A 17,498-nucleotide genomic window follows, 5' to 3' on the forward strand; every position below is an offset into this window, starting at 1 on the left:
CGGACAAACTCCACTCCCTAGGACCGAAGAATGTCCGAAGAACGTCCGAAGAAACACCGAAGAAACTACGGAGCAGACAAGGGGCGAACAAGACGCGGACCGGAAGGACAGAGAAAAACGTTTTTTGGGGGGGAGGGGATATTTCGTGTAAACATTTATGATTAGTATTCCTTCCGGAGGAATGACAGGAGTGAAAGGGGAGTTATCGGTTTATAAACCGGTTCGGGAGCCACGGCCGACACACCCGCCTCCTTGCAACGACCGATTGTATCTGCTCCCTACCCGCTCCCTACCTGCTCCCTACCTGCTCCTTGTATGTTCCGTCGCTATGGACAGGGAGAAAAGCAGGATGGGACAAGAAGCAGGTAAGGAGCGGGGATTGAAAATTCCACCTCCATCGGAAAACGTAAATAACGTGAGTTCGATATAAGCGATAGCACCCCGCCCGTTGGGCAGTAGGTGTATCAAAGCATGCATCTCACTTTCTTTTAGGCACGGATTACACGGATTTACACGGTTTTCTTCTTGATTAATCCGTAAAATCCGTGTAATCCGTGCCTAAATGATATCATGATGTCGGTTCCTTTTCGTTTTGACACACCTCCAGGAGACTCAGGTTATTAAAAAAAGTGCCGAAAACAGGGAAAGGGTTATAGAAGTTTTTTTCTATAGAAGAGTTTTTCTATAGAAAGTTTTTTCTATAACTAAGAAAACCGTATCTTTGCAACATGATTTTATCACCATCAAACAATTTACAAACATGTGCATATCAAATAAGATTGGGCCACCGGTAGAAGGCGAAGATTTCTTCGGCAGAGAAAAAGAGATCCGCCAAGCAAACAGATTGCTTGACACAAATCACTCATTATTGTTGTCGGCCCCACGCCGTATCGGAAAATCATCGTTGGCCAAACGATTGATCGAAGAGAAACAAAAAGACGGTTGGATTTGTGTTTATATCGACCTCGAAGAGACTACAACAGAAGAAGGTTTTCTTCGCTTATTGATTGAGACATTCAGAAACAGTGGCATTTGGAAACAACCTGCAGAAGGGATGCCTAAAAGGTTGGCATCGGTTCTTGATAAAATCGAAAAAATTTCGATAGGACCTGTTGACTTCAATATAGGCAAAAAAGAAGAGCAAGAGGATTTATACAAAAATCTGAAAGAGTGTATCAAACATGAGGAAGACACTTTTATTGTAATAGATGAATTGACTCTTTTTCTTGGCAACTTAAATAGAAGTGATAACGGAACGGATAAAATCGCCTTTATTCTCAATTGGCTTAGAAGCCTCAGGCAAGTAAATAACACCAAAGTAAGGTGGCTATTCTGCGGTTCAGTAGGTTTGAGAAATTTCACATCAGCACTGAATCTTGGCTATAGTATTAATGATTTGGCCGAACTCAGTTTGGATGAACTCACACGAGAAGAAGCTATTGGCTTGCTTACAGGATTGTGCCGTTCTGAAAGCATGACTATAAGCGAGGATCTTGTCTATTACACTTTGGATAAATTACATTGGAACATCCCTTATTTTATTCAGGTTATATTCTCAAAATTGGCAGAAGAGCATGACGGTGAAATAACACGAGAGAATATAGATGCGGCATATCACCAACTATGTTCTGAAAGCTACCTCAGCACTTGGTCAGAGCGTTTATCAGAGTATCGGGAATACGAAGTGCCGGCCCGCCAGATTCTAAAATCACTTTCTACCCAACCTGAAGGAATGGAGCGCAGCATGATACTTGATGTTCTTATGACCGGTAAAGAGGTATCAATGAAAGAAAACACAGATTATACTTTAAGCAAAGTATTGGAAATGCTAGAAAACGACGGATATATCCTAAAGAAAGGTTCTATCAGAGCGTTCCGTTCTCCTCTGCTTAAAGATTATTGGTACAACAAATTCGTACAGTGACAAAAACGATATTGATGCGAACAGAAATTCCAATACTACATGAAACATTATTATCCAAGCATCCAGAGGCTGATAATGTTCTTGCCATCAATGAAGATGTATATGCTTTATTGATGAATTCTCTTTTGAGAGAAGATATGACAAAGACAGCTCAACCGCATCTTATTGTCGGTGAGGCCGGGTGTGGAAAAACCTTTTTGATAAAAAGGCTATATGGCACAATTGAGAAAGATATGAATAAGACTTTACACCCAATCGTCATGGAAGGAAAATCATTGTACTCTACAGATGATATTTGGAATCAATGTGCCTCGCTCTTAGACATAGAATGCGGGAAAGAGTGTTTTAATAATCTTTTAGAATGGCAAGAACGCAACTTGAAACGCATTGTATTGCTTATCGACAACATCCAATACTACTTTAACCGCACGGATAATACGGAACAATATGGATTAAGAGGGAAACTAAACAGAGCCGGAGCACCCATGCTGATAGCATCTTCCGAAAAAGTACTGACAGCCTTTACCGAATACAACGCAGCCTTTTTTGATGGTTTTAAGATTACTTATTTTAAGCCTATCAGTATGTCCACTGCCGCTAATATAATCGATAAGCAATACGATGTCGCCCGTTTAGAGAAAATAATGTCGCATTTGCCAAAAACAATCCGCTCCATGTTTATAGCGATTGAGATTTTAGAAAAATCTAACGATACAGGAAAAGACCTCGCTTTTCTATCAGATTATTTCTATTCCCATTATCAAGAAAAATTTGACACTTCAACCATACAGGTCCAAAGGCTATTGTCCGCATTAGCCCAAGCTGATGCCGGGCTCAACCTGGCCGAAATACGAGAAAGGACCAAACAGGAAAATAGCAGAATTTCTCCTTACTTGAAATTGATGACCGACCAAAAAACAATCAAAAAGGAAGCGAAAACCGCCAGAGGAGGCATCTATTCCATCATGGATCCTCTCTTCAAATTGTGGTTACAACATAATATCATATAGTCAGACAGAATGGAAGGGCGAAAAAAGTCCCGCCACAGCGGACAGCGATAAAATCAGGGCAACCGCAGACATAAAGACCTTCCTTTGGGAGCAGGTCTCCACTGCTTTAACGTGAGTTCGATATAAGCGATAGCACCCAGCCTGTTGGGCTGTAGGTGTATCAAAGCATGCATCTCACTTTCTTTTAGGCACGGATTGCACGGATTTACACGGTTTTCTTCTTGATTAATCCGTGTAATTCCGTGCCTAAAATCTATCATTATGTCGGTTCCTTTTCGTTCTGACACACCTCCAATTACCATGCGGCATGATAGCTTCCTTATATCGAACTCACGTTACTTTACGCGGTTGCCCTGATTTCATTTTGTTTGCAACAGTTCTTTTAACGAATAAACATAAACAATAGGGTTAACCTCCCGACTTAAACCATACAGCATACCATTTCCAAGGCTAAAACCATACAGTGATTTGGACAACAAGCAATGAGCTACCGGATTACCTTCCCAATCATAGACCAACAAATGCGGACAATTGTAAGCATCAGCATCGCTTTCTTTCACATTCTTTCCTGAATAGAGCGCATATACGAAGCGTTCATCGGAAGCGATATCGGCAGTTGATAAACCAATGAATGTCCGGTAGCCGTGTCTTTCTGCAACCTATCCAAATCCATCTCATATATCTTTCCACACCTATAATCTGCAAAACGGAAAGAAGTCGGATTGTCTGTACGGGCTACAACATATCGGGGCATCTCATCCGCACCCTGCCCTATGACATGGCGGACTGTAACAAGATTGGTCCGCAGATTCCAAAAATTCAACTCCCGACCGCCGGTCATACTATGAAAAATCAGGAAGCTGTCCTTATAGTGAATATAATGCGGATTTAAAAATCCATCTTCTCCAAATCTAAAGAATCAAGCCACCTGCAAACCAATTGTCCGCGGAAAATCCGAAAATATAGAATCATCTTTACCACCGCATGCGGAAAGAACAAAAAGAATAAATATACTTATAATCAGTATCATGTGAAATAGTCTATTAGAGTCAAGGGATTGTGTCCAAACAAGCTTTCTGTCTTTTTTTCTTTTTCGCCTTCTCTTTTAAGAGTAAAAAGAATCAAGCCGAATCTGAAATGCCATATATAAAAGAGCTTCTATTTCTTTTCTGTAAGATTAAACAATTCAAAAGTCATATCATCTTCCGAATCACCATAGAGCATCTGATAATCACGACTGATGTAAAGTCCGTCCTTATGAACAAAGAACACATAAGAATTGTAAACAGCTTCCGGGAACAACGTCTCTCCTATGATGTTGAAATCCTTATCCAGAATAATCACAGAGAATTTCTTCCTGCCATAAACAGCTTTTCCCCACCATTGGATATCGTCCTCCAGTTCCACTTTAGGATATGCAAAACGGTAGTAAACATCCCGATATGAATCGTATAACAAATCGCCATAACGCGCCAATTCAAGATTGAGTTTCGGACCTTTTTCCGTGGTTTCCTGTTCCATTGTCGGGCAATCGATATATTCACTTTTTACCTTCACTCTTTTGATATCGGAATGATCGGTTGATGCCACGATGATGTCTTCACTTGCATAAAAAGAGTAAACAAACTCTTTCCCGTTGTATATACGGCTGAAGCGGCTGTCGTTGGCTCCCAATTCTTCTTTCGTCAGGATGGCATAAGTCAACGGGAATCCTTCGCATGTTTTCCGGACCGTGTCTATCGCCACACTGAGGGGTGTCTCCGCTACCGGATGAAAATGGGGCACGTCAGGTTGCGTTATACACAACTTACCATCTATCATAACAGGAGGGATATATGGATGAGAAGACGGCGTATAGGACGGAAGCACTTTATATCCACTGCTTGTAGTGCCATAAGGTATCTTCTGAACAATCTTGCAAGCTGTATCAACCTTTATCAATCCTTCATAAGCATAAGAAGAGACATAGATATTATTCAAGTCTTTCACATAGAGTCCTGTAGGCTGGACCACTCCGTCAGGCCCTTCGGCTTTCAGATTCATTTTGAAAAGGAAACCACTTGTTTCAAAATCATAAAACAGAATCTGATTTGTACGATAATTCAGAAAAGAGAGATATTCCTTACCCTTGTCATCACGAAACGTGTAGAGATAGAAAGCGTTATATCGCACATCTGAATCCAATTCAAAGCGCTTAACCTTTCCCGTCGCTTCCAAACTATACAAATGCGAATTTGTGTTTTTCCTCTCATTGCCGCATGATAGGCAAAGACAAAGCAGTAAAGCAGCCAATGCCGCAGACAGAATTTTCTTTTCCATATTTTACACCTCTTTTTGGGGTTTGAATAGTCGGTAAAGTTAATGAAAAGCACCCATAAACATTCGATAATTTGTGAATATTAACTTGTTGGCGGAATTAAAGTAACTATTCAGCTATTTTACCTGATTGAAATTCAACAGCTTTGTAGGGCTGTACCTTGGTGCAGCCGCTTATTTGCATGCCATCGGCTGGCATTTCGGATGCAACGGGGTGCATCACTACATTGAAAAATGAATACGTTATGATACTTCACAACGGCATCCTACACAAGAGTATCGGCTCTAACTTCTTTAACTCCTACAAGTGAGGCCGGGCTGACTGCACAATAAAATCAGCCTATCGTTTCGGGAAATCCCCACTTTGTCGTATATTTGTTCCCCATAACAAATATCAAGGAAAACAATCAATAAAAACTATGAAACAGATAAGCATCACATTTTTGCTCTGCCTCTGCACATTGGCAGCACTTGCCCAAGGCGGAAAGGCTCTCGACCTGAAAGAAATCGTATCGGGCAAATTCACGCCCCAAGGCATCTACGGCGTCATCCCCATCCCGGGTGACGGCGAGCACTATTCGCAAATGAACGCCGAACGGACACAAATCATCAAGTACTCCTTCAAAACCGGAAAACAGGTAGAAGTATTGTTTGACGCCGCCACCGCACGCGAATGCACGTTCAAGAGATTCGACAGCTACAGTTTCTCGCCGGACGGCGGCAAACTGCTCATCGCCACGGAGACAACTCCCATCTATCGCCGTTCCTATACCGCCGTGCACTACCTCTACAGCCTGAAGCGCAATCTGGACGGTAAGATAAACAACGTTGTGGAAAAGCTTTCGGATGGCGGCCCGCAACAAGTACCCGTCTTCTCACCGGACGGAAACATGGTGGCTTTTGTGCGCAACAACAACATCTTCCTCGTGAAACTGCTCTACGGCAACAGCGAAAGCCAGGTGACGGAAGACGGAAAACGGAACGAAGTGCTGAACGGCATTCCCGACTGGGTGTATGAAGAGGAATTCTCTTTCAACCGTGCGCTGGAGTTCAGCGCCGACGGACAGATGCTGGCCTTCATCCGCTTCGACGAGAAGGACGTACCCTCCTACTCTTTCCCGCTCTTCGCCGGACAGGCTCCACACATCGCCGCCTTCGAAAAGTATCCGGGAGAATATACCTACAAATATCCGAAAACGGGAGAGGTGAATTCCAAAGTATCGGTACATACCTTCGACATCAAGTCCAAAGTGACGCGCAAGATAAACGTGCCACTCGACGCGGACGGCTACATTCCCCGCATCCGCTTCACTCAAGACCCGAACAAACTTGCCATCATGACCTTGAACCGCCATCAGAACCGCTTCGACCTCTACTTTGCCGACCCGCGCAGCACCGTGGCAAAGCTGATTCTGCGTGACGAAAGCGACACCTATATTCAGGAAAGCGTGTTTGACAACATCCTCTTCTATCCGGAAAATTTCAGCTTCGTCAGCGAGAAAAGCGGCTACAGCCACCTCTATTGGTATAGCATAGGCGGAAACTTGCTGAAACAGGTGACAGCCGGAAACTATGAAGTACAGCAGTTCTACGGTTACGCTCCTGAAGAGGGCAGCTTCTATTTCAGCAGCAACGAGGAAAGCCCGATGCGCAGCGCCATCTACAAGGTGGACCGCAAAGGACGGAAAATCAAATTGTCGTCACAAACAGGAACCAACAGCGCACAGTTCAGCACCAACATGAAGTACTACATGAACCGCTATACCAGCCTGGACACGCCGACCGTCATCACCCTGAACGACAACATGGGCAAAACATTGACCACCCTGGTGGACAACGCGGCACTGAAGCAGACCCTCAGCGGATATGCCATGCCTCAAAAAGAGTTCTTCACCTTCCAAACTTCCGAAGGAATCACCCTGAACGGCTGGATGATGAAACCGGCCGACTTCTCGGCAAACAAGAAATATCCGGCACTGATGTTCCAGTACAGCGGTCCCGGCTCACAGCAAGTAGTCGATAGATTCGGCGTAAGCTGGGAGACCTATATGGCTTCGCAAGGCTACATCGTGGTCTGTGTGGACGGACGGGGAACCGGAGGACGCGGCGCCGAATTCACCAAATGCACCTATCTGAACCTGGGTGTCAAGGAGGCGAAAGACCAAGTGGAGACCGCCCTCTATATAGGCAGCCAGCCGTATGTGGACAAGAGCCGCATCGGCATCTGGGGCTGGAGCTTCGGCGGCTACATGACCATCATGAGTATGAGCGAAGGAAGGCCGGTATTCAAGGCAGGAGCCGCTGTAGCCGCCGTCACCGACTGGAACTACTACGACACCGTTTATGGCGAACGCTTCATGCGCACTCCGAAGGAGAATGCCGAAGGCTATAAAGCCACCTCCTGCTTCACCCGCGCCGACAAGTTGCACGGCAATCTGCTGCTGATACACGGTATGACGGATGACAACGTACACTTCCAGAATTGTGCCGAATATGCCGAACACCTCGTACAGATCGGCAAGCAGTTCGACATGCAGGTATATACCAACCGCGACCACGGCATCTACGGAGGAAATACCCGTCTGCACTTATATACGAAACTGACAAACTTCTTTAAACAGAACCTTTAACAATTGATGATTGGATAGTTGAGAATTGATAGTTGATGGTTGAGAATTAGTCCTGCAATTATCAACTGTCAATTATCAACTATTATTTATCAACTATCAACTAACCTATGCGAGTAAGAAAACCTGAATGGCTCAAGATAAGCATCGGAGCCAACGAACGATATACCGAAACCAAACGAATCGTAGAATCGCACTGCCTCCACACCATTTGCAGCAGCGGACGCTGCCCCAATATGGGAGAATGCTGGGGAAAAGGCACTGCCACCTTTATGATCGGGGGCAATATATGCACCCGCAGCTGCAAATTCTGTAACACACAGACCGGCAGGCCACTGCCACTGGATAGGGACGAACCGACACACGTGGCAGAATCCATTGCATTGATGAAACTGTCGCATGCAGTCATCACCTCAGTTGACCGTGACGACCTTCCCGACTTGGGCGCATCCCACTGGGTACGGACCATTCAAGAGATAAAACGCCTCAATCCGGAAACAACCGTAGAAGTGCTGATACCCGACTTCCAAGGCAGGAAGGAACTCGTGGCCCAAGTCATAGAGGCACAGCCGGAAATCATTTCGCACAACATGGAGACCGTGCGCCGCATCAGTCCGTTGGTACGCAGCGCCGCCAAATATGAAACCAGCCTGGAGGTGTTGCGACAAATATCCCAAAGCAACACCACTACCAAATCCGGCATCATGGTGGGACTGGGCGAGACATCGGAAGAGGTGGAGGAACTGATGGACGACCTGCGCAAAGCGGATTGCCACATCCTGACCATCGGACAATATCTGCAACCCACGCACAAACATTATCCGGTAGCGGCCTACATCACCCCCGAACAATTTGCGCTTTACAAAGAAATGGGATTGCAGAAGGGATTCCGGCAAGTGGAAAGCGCCCCTTTGGTACGTTCTTCCTATCATGCGGAGAAGCAGATACACCTGATACAAAAAAAAGAGGCGAAATAGAAAACATTTCGCCTCTCCCGGTTGTTTAGGATGAAAACGGCAAAATTAAAATACGCATAATGATCCAACAGAAAGTACTATCATCCAAATTCAACATGTCACTGGGATTCGTTCCGGTCATACTATCCATTCTCTTAAGCGAACTTATAGCGCAAGACATAGCCATCTGCATAGGTGCAGGAACCGGTGTCCTGCTCAGCCTGCATTCCATGCGGAACAAGAAGACGTACATTCCGCCCATCCTGCTGTATTGCACCACCGGAATGCTTCTTCTGCTATCGGTCATGACACTGATTCTGAACAACTATCATCCCTACATGTCATTTCCATTCGTGCAGGAAATCTGCGTCCTCATCCCCCCGTTCATCCTATACCATCATCGGAACAGTTTTCTGAAACGGCAGACTTCACCCACACAATCATGCTGCAAACGAAGATTCGCCCAAGGAGCAGAGGCAACCATCGTCTCCGCCCGAGTCGTATTAATCATGAGCCTGCTACACCTCTTGATTATCTTATGTTCGATTCTGCTCAGCCATCCATTGGGAGATACCACCTGCTACATACTGTTCCATATAGCGCCGCCCCTTGTCTTCATCGCAAGCATTCTATTCAACCAGTTCGGCATCTCCTACTTTAACACCGTCATGAACCAAATGCAGTTTGTTCCGATTGTCAATATCAAAGGAGAAGTCATCGGGAAAGCCATCGCCTCGGAAACCGTGGGCCGGAAGAACGCCTACATCTATCCGGTGGTCAGGATTGCCGTTGTTTCGCACGGCATGCTGTTCCTTCGGCCCCGCTCCGGATACAATCCGAAAAAAAGAGAGAAAACAGACCTGCTGATAGAAGACTATTTAATCTATGGAGAGAACCTGCAAGAAGGCGTACAACGGATATTAAGACACACGCTCCCCACCGTAGCGCCAGAAGAGTTGTGCTTCAACTTCATGCATCATGTTAAAAACAAATCCACCAATCGATTGGTCTATCTCTTCACCCTCGACTTGAAAGATGACTCCCTCTTACAAAACTTTGCAAACGGGAAGTTGTGGACACTCCGACAGATAGAGCACAATTTGGGAAAAGGCTTTTTCAGCGACAGCCTGGAACTGGAATTTGAGCAACTGAAGACGATTATTTATACAAGAGAAAAATACAAGGAATCTTAGACAAGTCCGGCACAGCGCCCTGCCACTCTTTCACCGTTTTGGTCTTGATATATTCGCCTTCGCAAGTGATGTTGGCGGCAATGCACAATTTGGTCTGCGGCCGGCAATTGTGAAGGATGTCTTCTACCATCTTGTTGTTGCGATAGGGGGTCTCTATGAAGAGTTGGGTCTGATGCTCGTTGTAAACACGTTGCTCCAGCATTTTCAGCTTCTTGGCACGTTCCGCCGGCTCTATGGGAAGGTATCCATGGAATGCAAAGCTCTGCCCGTTGAAGCCGGATCCCATGACGGACAAGATGATGGAAGAGGGTCCCACCAGGGGAATCACCCGCAGCCCTTTCCGCTGGGCTATGGCCACCACATCCGCTCCCGGATCTGCCACAGCCGGACAACCCGCCTCGGAGATGACCCCCATCGAATCGCCCGCCAGCAACGGCTTCAAATAGCCGGAGATGGCTTCGGGCGATGTATGTTTGTTCAGTGGATAGAAAGTCAGCGCATTGATATCTATCTCCCGATTCACTTTCTTCAGGAATCGTCGCGCAGAGCGCACATCCTCCACGATAAAATGGCGGATTCCCTCTATTATTTCCTTATTATAAGAAGGCAACACCGTTTCAACCGGCGTATCGCCCAGCGTAACGGGCAAAAGATAAAGCGCTGATTCCATTATTAGCCGTAAATGATGTGTCCGTTTTCGTCTTTATACTCATCCAAACCTTTCTCGTATGTAGCCATGGCACGAAGACTCATACCCACGCTGGAGAAACCTCCGTCGTGATACAGGTTCTGCATGGTGACTTTGCGGGTGAGATCAGAGAACATGACGATGCAGTAGTCGGCGCACTCGTCTGCTGATGCGTTACCTAACGGAGACATGCGGTTGGCAAAGTCGAACAACTTGTCCATACCCTTCACGCCGGAACCGGCAGTAGTCATGGTAGGAGACTGGGAAATGGTATTGACACGTACATGGTGCTCGCGTCCGTAAATATATCCAAAGCTACGCGCTATGGACTCCAACAGCGCCTTGGCATCCGCCATGTCGTTGTAACCGTAGAACGTACGCTGTGCAGCCACGTAACTCAAAGCCAGGATAGAACCGTAATCGGCAATGGCATCCAGCTTCTTGGCGGCCTGTATCATCTTGTGGAAAGAGACAGCGGAGATGTCCAGCGTTTTTCCCAACATATCGTAATCCAGGTCATCGTAAGTGCGTTTCTTGCGCACATTGGGAGACATGCCGATGGAGTGTAACACGAAGTCCACCGGACCGCCCAGCACCTCCATGGAACGCTTGAACACGTTCTCCAAATCTTCTACACTGGTAGCATCGGCAGGGATAACCTCGCAGTTCAACTTCTCGGCCAGCGCGGACACTTCGCCCATGCGCACGGCAACCGGTGTATTCGACAGGGTGATGGTAGCACCCTCTTCTACTGCTTTTTCTGCTACTTTCCAGGCAATGGACTGCTCGTTCAGAGCACCGAAGATAATTCCTCTTTTTCCTTTCAACAAATTGTAACTCATACCTATTTTATATTTAAGAGTCCACAAGGATCTTTACCCTGCAGACCGATTTTTGAGGCGCAAAGATAGAAAGTTTTCACCTAAAATTCAAAAAACAAACGAAGAGCCTGCTTAATTTCTCTTCAATCACTCCAAATATCGGATGAGCTAAAAACCGGTGCCGTCTTACCTATAAATCGGACAAAAAGCAATATCTTTGCATCAAGCAACATCCCCTAAAAAAGAACGGAAATGAAAAAACTGGTAATATTCGATTTAGACGGAACCCTACTGAATACAATTGCCGATTTGGCACAATGCACCAACCACGCCTTGCAAGCATTAGGCTACCCCACTCACCCGGAAGAGGCTTACAACTTCATGGTGGGCAATGGCATCAACAAGCTCTTTGAACGCGCGCTCCCCGAAGGAGAAAAGACGGAAGAGAACGTCTTGCGTGTCCGCCGGGAGTTTATCCCCTACTACAACCAGCACAACGCCGACAAGAGCCGCCCCTACCCGGGCATACCCGAACTGCTGAACCAACTGCAGGAAGAAGGCATACAACTTGCCGTGGCCTCCAACAAGTATCAGGCCGCCACCGAAAAGCTGATTGCCCACTACTTCCCCAACATCCGATTCACCGCCGTATTCGGACAACGCGAAGGCATCAACGTGAAGCCCGACCCCACCATTGTGCAAGACATATTGGAAATAGCCGGAACAACCAAAGAGGACGTCTTGTATGTAGGCGACTCCGGAGTGGACATGCAGACAGCCGCCAACGCAAAAGTGACCGCCTGCGGAGTGACTTGGGGATTCCGCCCGCGCACCGAACTGGAAGTTTGTTATCCGGCCCACATCGTAAGCAGCGCAAGCGCGATTGCCGAAATAGCCATGACGGACTAAGTAAGCCACCACTCTCCACCACCCGCACAAACGATATAATAATTTTACAAATGGGATGCTTTATGGTAAAAGCATCCCATTTTTTTAGTACCAGCCCCACTCCGCATGAAACCAAGCAGTCCATTCCAACAGAAAAAGCGTTCTTTTTCAACATAAAGAAGGTACATTTTTCGCTTTCGTGTGCGAAAACGAGCATTTTTGTGCACGATAACAGCTATTTTATATAAAATCGCCCCAATTACCAATAATTATACTTTTCAAGTTTGATTAATTGGGAAAAGGTCTTAATTTTGACGCTGTTTTAATCATGCTATTGCAAAAACATTATCAATTAATAGAATAAATCAGAAGAGAATGGGACAAATTTTCAGTTACATCATCGCTTTAGGAGCGTCGGTAATGATGCCAATAATCTTTACAATCATTGGCATGTGTATTGGAATGAAATTTAGCAAAGCACTGAAATCAGGACTCTTTGTCGGAGTCGGTTTCGTAGGCTTGGGTGTTGTCACAGCGTTATTGACCACCAACTTTGACAGCCCCCTGAAGGCTATATCCGAAATCTATGAATTGCAGCTGAACGTATTCGACATGGGATGGCCCGCCGCAGCTGCCGTAGCATACAACACAGCCGTAGGCGCACTGATCATACCGATATGTTTAGGAATCAACCTTCTGATGCTTATCACGAAGACTACACGCACAGTCAATATCGACTTGTGGAACTACTGGCACTTTGCATTCATCGGAGCCGTAGCCTATTTCGTTACCGGCGAGAATCTGGCATGGGGCTACTTCGCAGCCATCATCTGCTATGTCATCACGCTGGTTTGCGCCGACCTCACCGCCGATAAGTTCCAGAAGTACTATAATCTGGACGGCATCTCCATTCCCCAACCTTTCTGCCAGAGCTTTATGCCCTTCGCCATCCTCATCAACAAGGCGTTAGACAAGATTCCCGGTTTCTCCAAATTGGATATTGACGCCGAAGGCATGAAGAAGAAATTCGGCGTGATTGGCGAACCACTGGTATTAGGTGTCATTGTAGGCATGCTGATTGGATGGGCGGCCCGGCTGGACATCAAGAAAATCCTCTTCTTAGGCATCACGATGGGAGCTGTCATGGAACTGATACCCCGCATCACCTCCCTATTCATCGAAGGACTGAAACCCATTTCCGAAAAGACCTCCGAACTGGTGAAATCCAAATTCAACGGCAAGAAAGTACACATCGGCATGAGTCCCGCCCTGGTCATCGGACATCCCGCCACGTTGGTAGCATCGGTAATCCTGATTCCGGTCATCCTGGCATTGGCGGTATTCCTTCCGGGCAACCAGTTCCTGCCGTTGGCATCCCTGGCCGGTATGTTCTACTTGTTCCCCATGGTATTGCCTTTCACCAAAGGCAACGTGCTGAAGACGTTGCTCATCGGCCTTGTCACCCTGATTATCGGCTTATACTTCGTAACAGACATGGCACCCGACTTTACATTGGCCGCCAACGAGGTATATGAAGCCACCAAAGACCCGACAGCACGCATTCCCGAAGGATTCAGCGGAGGTGCACTCGACTTTGCGTCCTCTTTCTTCGGATGGGCCATCTATAGAGGCATCAAACTTTCGTATGTGGGCGCCGCCTTGCTGACTTTAGTGGCTGCCGCACTGATGTTCATCAATCGCCGCGCCATCATCCGCAGCGAGAAGGCGGCTAAAGTTAGTTGACAAGTGGACAAGTGGACAAGTTGACGAGTGGATAGTTGACAGTTGACGAGTTGAGACGTTGAGAAGAATACAAGAAAACAATCAATACTTAAAGTTTATATCGAAAATGAAGAAATTAGCAATTGCCCTGATGTTGGGCGCCACCTTAACGGCCAATGCCCAAGTGAACTACAAAGTGCAGACAGCCTGCCATCCGCAGGACGTGAAACACTATGACACGGAACTGCTGCGCAGCCGTTTCATGATGGACAAAGTGATGGCAGCAGATGAAATCAACCTGACTTACACGCTCTACGACCGCCTGATTTACGGTGGTGCCATGCCGGTGAACAAGACACTGAAGCTGGAAATATTCCGTGAGCTGGGACCCGAAATCACTTACTTCCTTGAACGCCGCGAACTGGGTGTCATCAATACAGGCGGTGACGGAGTGGTTACCGTAGATGGCAAAGAGTACCCCATGAGATACAAAGAAGCGCTCTACGTAGGCTGCGGCAACAAGGAAGTCACCTTCAAGAGCAACGATGCCGCCAATCCTGCCAAGTTCTACATCAACTCGGCACCTGCCTACAAGCCTTTTGTAACACAATTGATTACAACCGACGCCAAGCTTCAAAAGGCAAATCCTAAGAAATATGCCTTGGGCATCTCCGACCACTATGGCAAGATGGAAGACAGCAACGACCGGGTTGTGAACCAGCTGATAGTAAAAGATGTGCTGGAAAGAGTGAAAGACGGCGGTACCAACCAATTGCAAATGGGCCTGACAGAACTGGCTCCCGGTTCTGTATGGAACACGATGCCCGCCCATACTCACACACGCCGTATGGAAGCTTACTACTACTTCAACCTGAAGCCGGGCAACGCCATCTGCCACCTGATGGGCGAACCGCAAGAAGAGCGTCTGGTATGGCTGCATAACGAACAGGCCATCACTTCTCCCGAATGGTCCATCCACGCCGCTGCCGGTACCAGCAACTATACCTTCATTTGGGGTATGGGCGGTGAGAACCTGAAGTACAGCGACAAGGACGAAATCAAATACATTGATATGAAATAACAATCGTCCCCAAAACATCTGATGAGGATGTGTCAAATCTATCTCTATTTTTGGCATATCCTCATTTTGTCATTTCACAAACCTTTTTTACCAATTATCGCACCGCAAGTAACCTGCAACCTTCTATAATTTGCAGCCAATTATAAATCTGTTATCATGAGTACATCACCAAACACACCGAATCAAATGAGCAGTTTCCGCTGGATAATCTGCGCCATGCTCTTTTTCGCAACTACCGTCAACTACCTCGACCGCCAAGTCCTGTCGCTGACTTGGAAAGATTTCATCGCACCGGAATTTCACTGGACAGACACACACTACGGCTACATCACAGCCATCTTCACCCTCGTCTATGCCATAGGCAACCTGTTTGCCGGACGCTTCATTGACTGGATGGGAACAAAAAAAGGATATTTATGGGCCATTGGCGTATGGTCTGTCGGCGCCTGCCTGCATGCCATCTGCGGCTATGCCACAGAAGTGACCCTCGGCATTGACACGACCGCCCACCTGATTGGCGCCACCGGAGCGCTGGCATCCACCATCGCCATCACCAGCGTTTACTATTTCATCGCCGCCCGCATCATCTTGGCTATCGGTGAAGCCGGAAACTTCCCCGCCGCCATCAAGGTAACCGCCGAATACTTTCCCAAGAAAGACCGCGCTTTCGCCACTTCCATCTTCAATGCCGGTTCCACCATCGGAGCGCTGATAGCTCCTTTGTGCATCCCTACCGTGGCACGCTATTTCCAACGCATGGGCGCAGGCAACGGGTGGGAAATGGCCTTCATCGTCATCGGCGGTCTGGGGTTCGTCTGGATGGGATTGTGGCAATTCATATACAAGAAGCCTCATGAGAATCCACACGTAAACGCCGCCGAACTGGCGTACATCGAACAAGATAAATTCCACGAAACGACAGCAACAGGAAGTCCCGCCCCGACAGCAACAGAGGAAAAGGGCCTCACCTTCCTGCAATGCTTCAAGTACCCGCAAACATGGGCCGTATTCTTCGGCAAGTTCATGACAGACGGCGTATGGTGGTTCTTCCTCTTTTGGGCACCCGCCTATGTGAAGGACGTTTACGGATTCTCCTCCGACAGTTCCACGGCGCAAATGCTTCTCTTCGTTCTCTATGCCATCACCATGTTGTCCATCTATGGCGGAAAACTGCCCACCATCATCATTAACAGAACCGGAAAAAATCCATACGCCGCACGCATGCAGGCCATGTTCATCTTCGCGCTGTTCCCGTTGTTGGCACTATTCGCACAACCATTGGGCAACTACTCTTACTGGTATCCCATCATCATCATCGGCATTACCGGAGCCGCCCACCAATCTTGGTCGGCAAACATCTATTCCGTGGTAGGCGACATGTTTCCCAAAAGTGCCATCGCCACCATTGTCGGCATCGGCGGCATGGCCGGCAGCATCAGCTCCTCCCTCATCAACATGAGCTCCGGCCTGCTGTTCGACTATGCCGAAAAGACCCAAATGGTGTTCTTCGGGTTCCAAGGCAAGCCCGCCGGCTACTTCATCATCTTCTGCATCTGTGCAGTCTCCTATCTGATAGGGTGGTGCATCATGAAGGCGCTGGTACCGAAATACAAACCGATTGTGCTAGATTGATGGAATGAAAAAACAGCCGGAATCATCCGCAAAGAAGCGATTCCGGCTGTGCTTGAAACTAAGAATCATACTTTCTTCGGTTTCAACTTCCACAACAAAGGAGTATCCTCTCAAAACAATGCTTTCTCAAACTTCCCGATATACGAAGAAGGGCAAAGAATTCTCCCGAACTCTTTGCCCTTTTGAGATATTGGATATTACCTTAAAAATGGAGTCTTTATCGACTCAGAACATTATTTTTCAGCATGTCCGCCTGCTTCAGTAGGCCAGTTTACATTCTGATACATATTACTATTTTCTATATCGCGGTCAGAAGAAGCGGTACGTATATCACTAATTCCTATCGGATACAAATAATAGGCCTCATGCCAGTTGTAACCATCACGCAATTCGTTGCTGCTTTCCAGGTTGCGGCTGTAAGGACGCAGGTATTTACCTTGTTCCTTGCCGGATACAACAGCATCCGATGTACCGTCCGCCTTGATATCTTTTTCGTCGTATAATGTATAAAGATTATCCCAGAAATTGACACCTTCGGGAATCCATTTTTTAGTTATCAGATTGTCGAACGAACGCCAACGGATCAAATCCGCGAAACGTTGTCCTTCACTGAAAAGTTCGTTCATACGTTCACGACGAA

General features: G+C 46.9%; 16 protein-coding genes. 10 read left to right on the forward strand and 6 right to left on the reverse strand.

The features are described from left to right. Window positions 1–157 precede the first annotated feature (157 nt). From K2G43_RS01315 to K2G43_RS01325, 3 genes are all read left to right on the forward strand, one after another. Window positions 158–430 (forward strand): hypothetical protein, encoded by a 273-nt coding sequence (locus K2G43_RS01315; protein WP_300152765.1) that lies wholly within the window; start codon window positions 158–160, stop codon window positions 428–430. A 291-nt stretch (window positions 431–721) separates the two neighbouring features. Beyond that, complete coding sequence (locus tag K2G43_RS01320; RefSeq protein WP_300152766.1) at window positions 722–1,924, forward strand: AAA family ATPase; 1,203 nt, start codon at window positions 722–724, stop codon at window positions 1,922–1,924. A 14-nt stretch (window positions 1,925–1,938) separates the two neighbouring features. After that, window positions 1,939–2,934 carry an ATP-binding protein gene (locus tag K2G43_RS01325; RefSeq protein ID WP_300152767.1) on the forward strand — a complete coding sequence of 332 codons (996 nt, stop codon included), beginning with the start codon at window positions 1,939–1,941 and terminating at the stop codon, window positions 2,932–2,934. A 359-nt stretch (window positions 2,935–3,293) separates the two neighbouring features. Here K2G43_RS01325 and K2G43_RS01330 read toward each other — a convergent pair whose 3' ends face one another. The 3 genes from K2G43_RS01330 to K2G43_RS01340 form a co-directional block, all read right to left on the reverse strand. Continuing rightward, the gene (locus K2G43_RS01330) at window positions 3,294–3,494 is read right to left on the reverse strand and encodes a hypothetical protein (RefSeq protein WP_297642252.1); all 201 of its coding nucleotides are present in this window, start codon (window positions 3,492–3,494) and stop codon (window positions 3,294–3,296) included. Continuing rightward, the gene (locus tag K2G43_RS01335; RefSeq protein ID WP_297642251.1) at window positions 3,491–3,688 is read right to left on the reverse strand and encodes a hypothetical protein; all 198 of its coding nucleotides are present in this window, start codon (window positions 3,686–3,688) and stop codon (window positions 3,491–3,493) included. Before K2G43_RS01335 ends, K2G43_RS01330 begins: the two co-directional genes overlap by 4 nt. Before the next feature lie 404 nt (window positions 3,689–4,092). Then, window positions 4,093–5,253 carry a DUF4221 family protein gene (locus K2G43_RS01340; protein ID WP_297642250.1) on the reverse strand — a complete coding sequence of 387 codons (1,161 nt, stop codon included), beginning with the start codon at window positions 5,251–5,253 and terminating at the stop codon, window positions 4,093–4,095. 416 nt (window positions 5,254–5,669) lie between these two features. Between K2G43_RS01340 and K2G43_RS01345 the strand changes: the two genes are divergently transcribed. From K2G43_RS01345 to K2G43_RS01355, 3 genes are all read left to right on the forward strand, one after another. Then, a complete protein-coding gene (locus K2G43_RS01345) occupies window positions 5,670–7,880 on the forward strand; it encodes a S9 family peptidase (RefSeq protein ID WP_300152768.1) in 2,211 nt (736 codons plus the stop codon). Between the two features lie 107 nt (window positions 7,881–7,987). Then, window positions 7,988–8,854: a lipoyl synthase gene (lipA, locus tag K2G43_RS01350; RefSeq protein WP_297642248.1), complete on the forward strand. Its 867-nt coding sequence runs from the start codon at window positions 7,988–7,990 to the stop codon at window positions 8,852–8,854. Between the two features lie 59 nt (window positions 8,855–8,913). Then, window positions 8,914–10,026: a hypothetical protein gene (locus K2G43_RS01355; protein WP_300152769.1), complete on the forward strand. Its 1,113-nt coding sequence runs from the start codon at window positions 8,914–8,916 to the stop codon at window positions 10,024–10,026. On the opposite strand, the gene K2G43_RS01360 is transcribed toward K2G43_RS01355, so the two are convergent. Both K2G43_RS01360 and K2G43_RS01365 read right to left on the reverse strand, forming a co-directional pair. Then, entirely contained in the window at window positions 9,992–10,696 is a 705-nt protein-coding gene (locus K2G43_RS01360; protein WP_297642246.1) for an SAM-dependent methyltransferase, read from the reverse strand. The two genes, K2G43_RS01355 and K2G43_RS01360, sit on opposite strands and share 35 nt — an antisense overlap. A 2-nt stretch (window positions 10,697–10,698) precedes the next feature. Next, window positions 10,699–11,556 (reverse strand): enoyl-ACP reductase, encoded by an 858-nt coding sequence (locus tag K2G43_RS01365; protein WP_297642245.1) that lies wholly within the window; start codon window positions 11,554–11,556, stop codon window positions 10,699–10,701. Between the two features lie 231 nt (window positions 11,557–11,787). On the opposite strand from K2G43_RS01365, the gene K2G43_RS01370 reads away from it, so the two are divergent. From K2G43_RS01370 to K2G43_RS01385, 4 genes are all read left to right on the forward strand, one after another. Beyond that, complete coding sequence (locus K2G43_RS01370) at window positions 11,788–12,444, forward strand: HAD family hydrolase (RefSeq protein WP_297642244.1); 657 nt, start codon at window positions 11,788–11,790, stop codon at window positions 12,442–12,444. Window positions 12,445–12,798: 354 nt separating this feature from the next. Continuing rightward, window positions 12,799–14,166 (forward strand): PTS transporter subunit IIC, encoded by a 1,368-nt coding sequence (locus tag K2G43_RS01375; RefSeq protein WP_297642243.1) that lies wholly within the window; start codon window positions 12,799–12,801, stop codon window positions 14,164–14,166. Between the two features lie 106 nt (window positions 14,167–14,272). Then, window positions 14,273–15,226, forward strand: a complete 954-nt coding sequence (gene kduI / locus K2G43_RS01380) for a 5-dehydro-4-deoxy-D-glucuronate isomerase (protein WP_297642242.1) — start codon at window positions 14,273–14,275, stop codon at window positions 15,224–15,226. Between the two features lie 156 nt (window positions 15,227–15,382). Further along, the gene (locus tag K2G43_RS01385) at window positions 15,383–16,858 is read left to right on the forward strand and encodes an MFS transporter (protein ID WP_300152770.1); all 1,476 of its coding nucleotides are present in this window, start codon (window positions 15,383–15,385) and stop codon (window positions 16,856–16,858) included. Window positions 16,859–17,091: 233 nt separating this feature from the next. On the opposite strand, the gene K2G43_RS01390 is transcribed toward K2G43_RS01385, so the two are convergent. Further along, window positions 17,092–17,498, reverse strand: a 407-nt coding sequence (locus K2G43_RS01390; protein ID WP_300152771.1) for a RagB/SusD family nutrient uptake outer membrane protein, incomplete at its 5' end; no start/stop codon positions are given.

Origin of the sequence: Bacteroides sp. (assembly GCF_029057325.1) — a bacterium.
Taxonomy (GTDB): Bacteria; Bacteroidota; Bacteroidia; order Bacteroidales; family Bacteroidaceae; genus Bacteroides.

What these genes read in the sequence shown, in the direction of transcription:
- K2G43_RS01365 (WP_297642245.1), bottom strand. Translation starts at nt 11,556, where the DNA reads ATGAGTTACAATTTGTTGAAAGGAAAAAGAGGAATTATCTTCGGTGCT.
- K2G43_RS01360 (WP_297642246.1), bottom strand. Translation starts at nt 10,696, where the DNA reads ATGGAATCAGCGCTTTATCTTTTGCCCGTTACGCTGGGCGATACGCCG.
- kduI (WP_297642242.1), top strand. Translation starts at nt 14,273, where the DNA reads ATGAAGAAATTAGCAATTGCCCTGATGTTGGGCGCCACCTTAACGGCC.
- lipA (WP_297642248.1), top strand. Translation starts at nt 7,988, where the DNA reads ATGCGAGTAAGAAAACCTGAATGGCTCAAGATAAGCATCGGAGCCAAC.
- K2G43_RS01355 (WP_300152769.1), top strand. Translation starts at nt 8,914, where the DNA reads ATGATCCAACAGAAAGTACTATCATCCAAATTCAACATGTCACTGGGA.
- K2G43_RS01385 (WP_300152770.1), top strand. Translation starts at nt 15,383, where the DNA reads ATGAGTACATCACCAAACACACCGAATCAAATGAGCAGTTTCCGCTGG.
- K2G43_RS01335 (WP_297642251.1), bottom strand. Translation starts at nt 3,688, where the DNA reads ATGCCCCGATATGTTGTAGCCCGTACAGACAATCCGACTTCTTTCCGT.
- K2G43_RS01325 (WP_300152767.1), top strand. Translation starts at nt 1,939, where the DNA reads ATGCGAACAGAAATTCCAATACTACATGAAACATTATTATCCAAGCAT.
- K2G43_RS01370 (WP_297642244.1), top strand. Translation starts at nt 11,788, where the DNA reads ATGAAAAAACTGGTAATATTCGATTTAGACGGAACCCTACTGAATACA.
- K2G43_RS01375 (WP_297642243.1), top strand. Translation starts at nt 12,799, where the DNA reads ATGGGACAAATTTTCAGTTACATCATCGCTTTAGGAGCGTCGGTAATG.
- K2G43_RS01315 (WP_300152765.1), top strand. Translation starts at nt 158, where the DNA reads ATGATTAGTATTCCTTCCGGAGGAATGACAGGAGTGAAAGGGGAGTTA.
- K2G43_RS01345 (WP_300152768.1), top strand. Translation starts at nt 5,670, where the DNA reads ATGAAACAGATAAGCATCACATTTTTGCTCTGCCTCTGCACATTGGCA.
- K2G43_RS01340 (WP_297642250.1), bottom strand. Translation starts at nt 5,253, where the DNA reads ATGGAAAAGAAAATTCTGTCTGCGGCATTGGCTGCTTTACTGCTTTGT.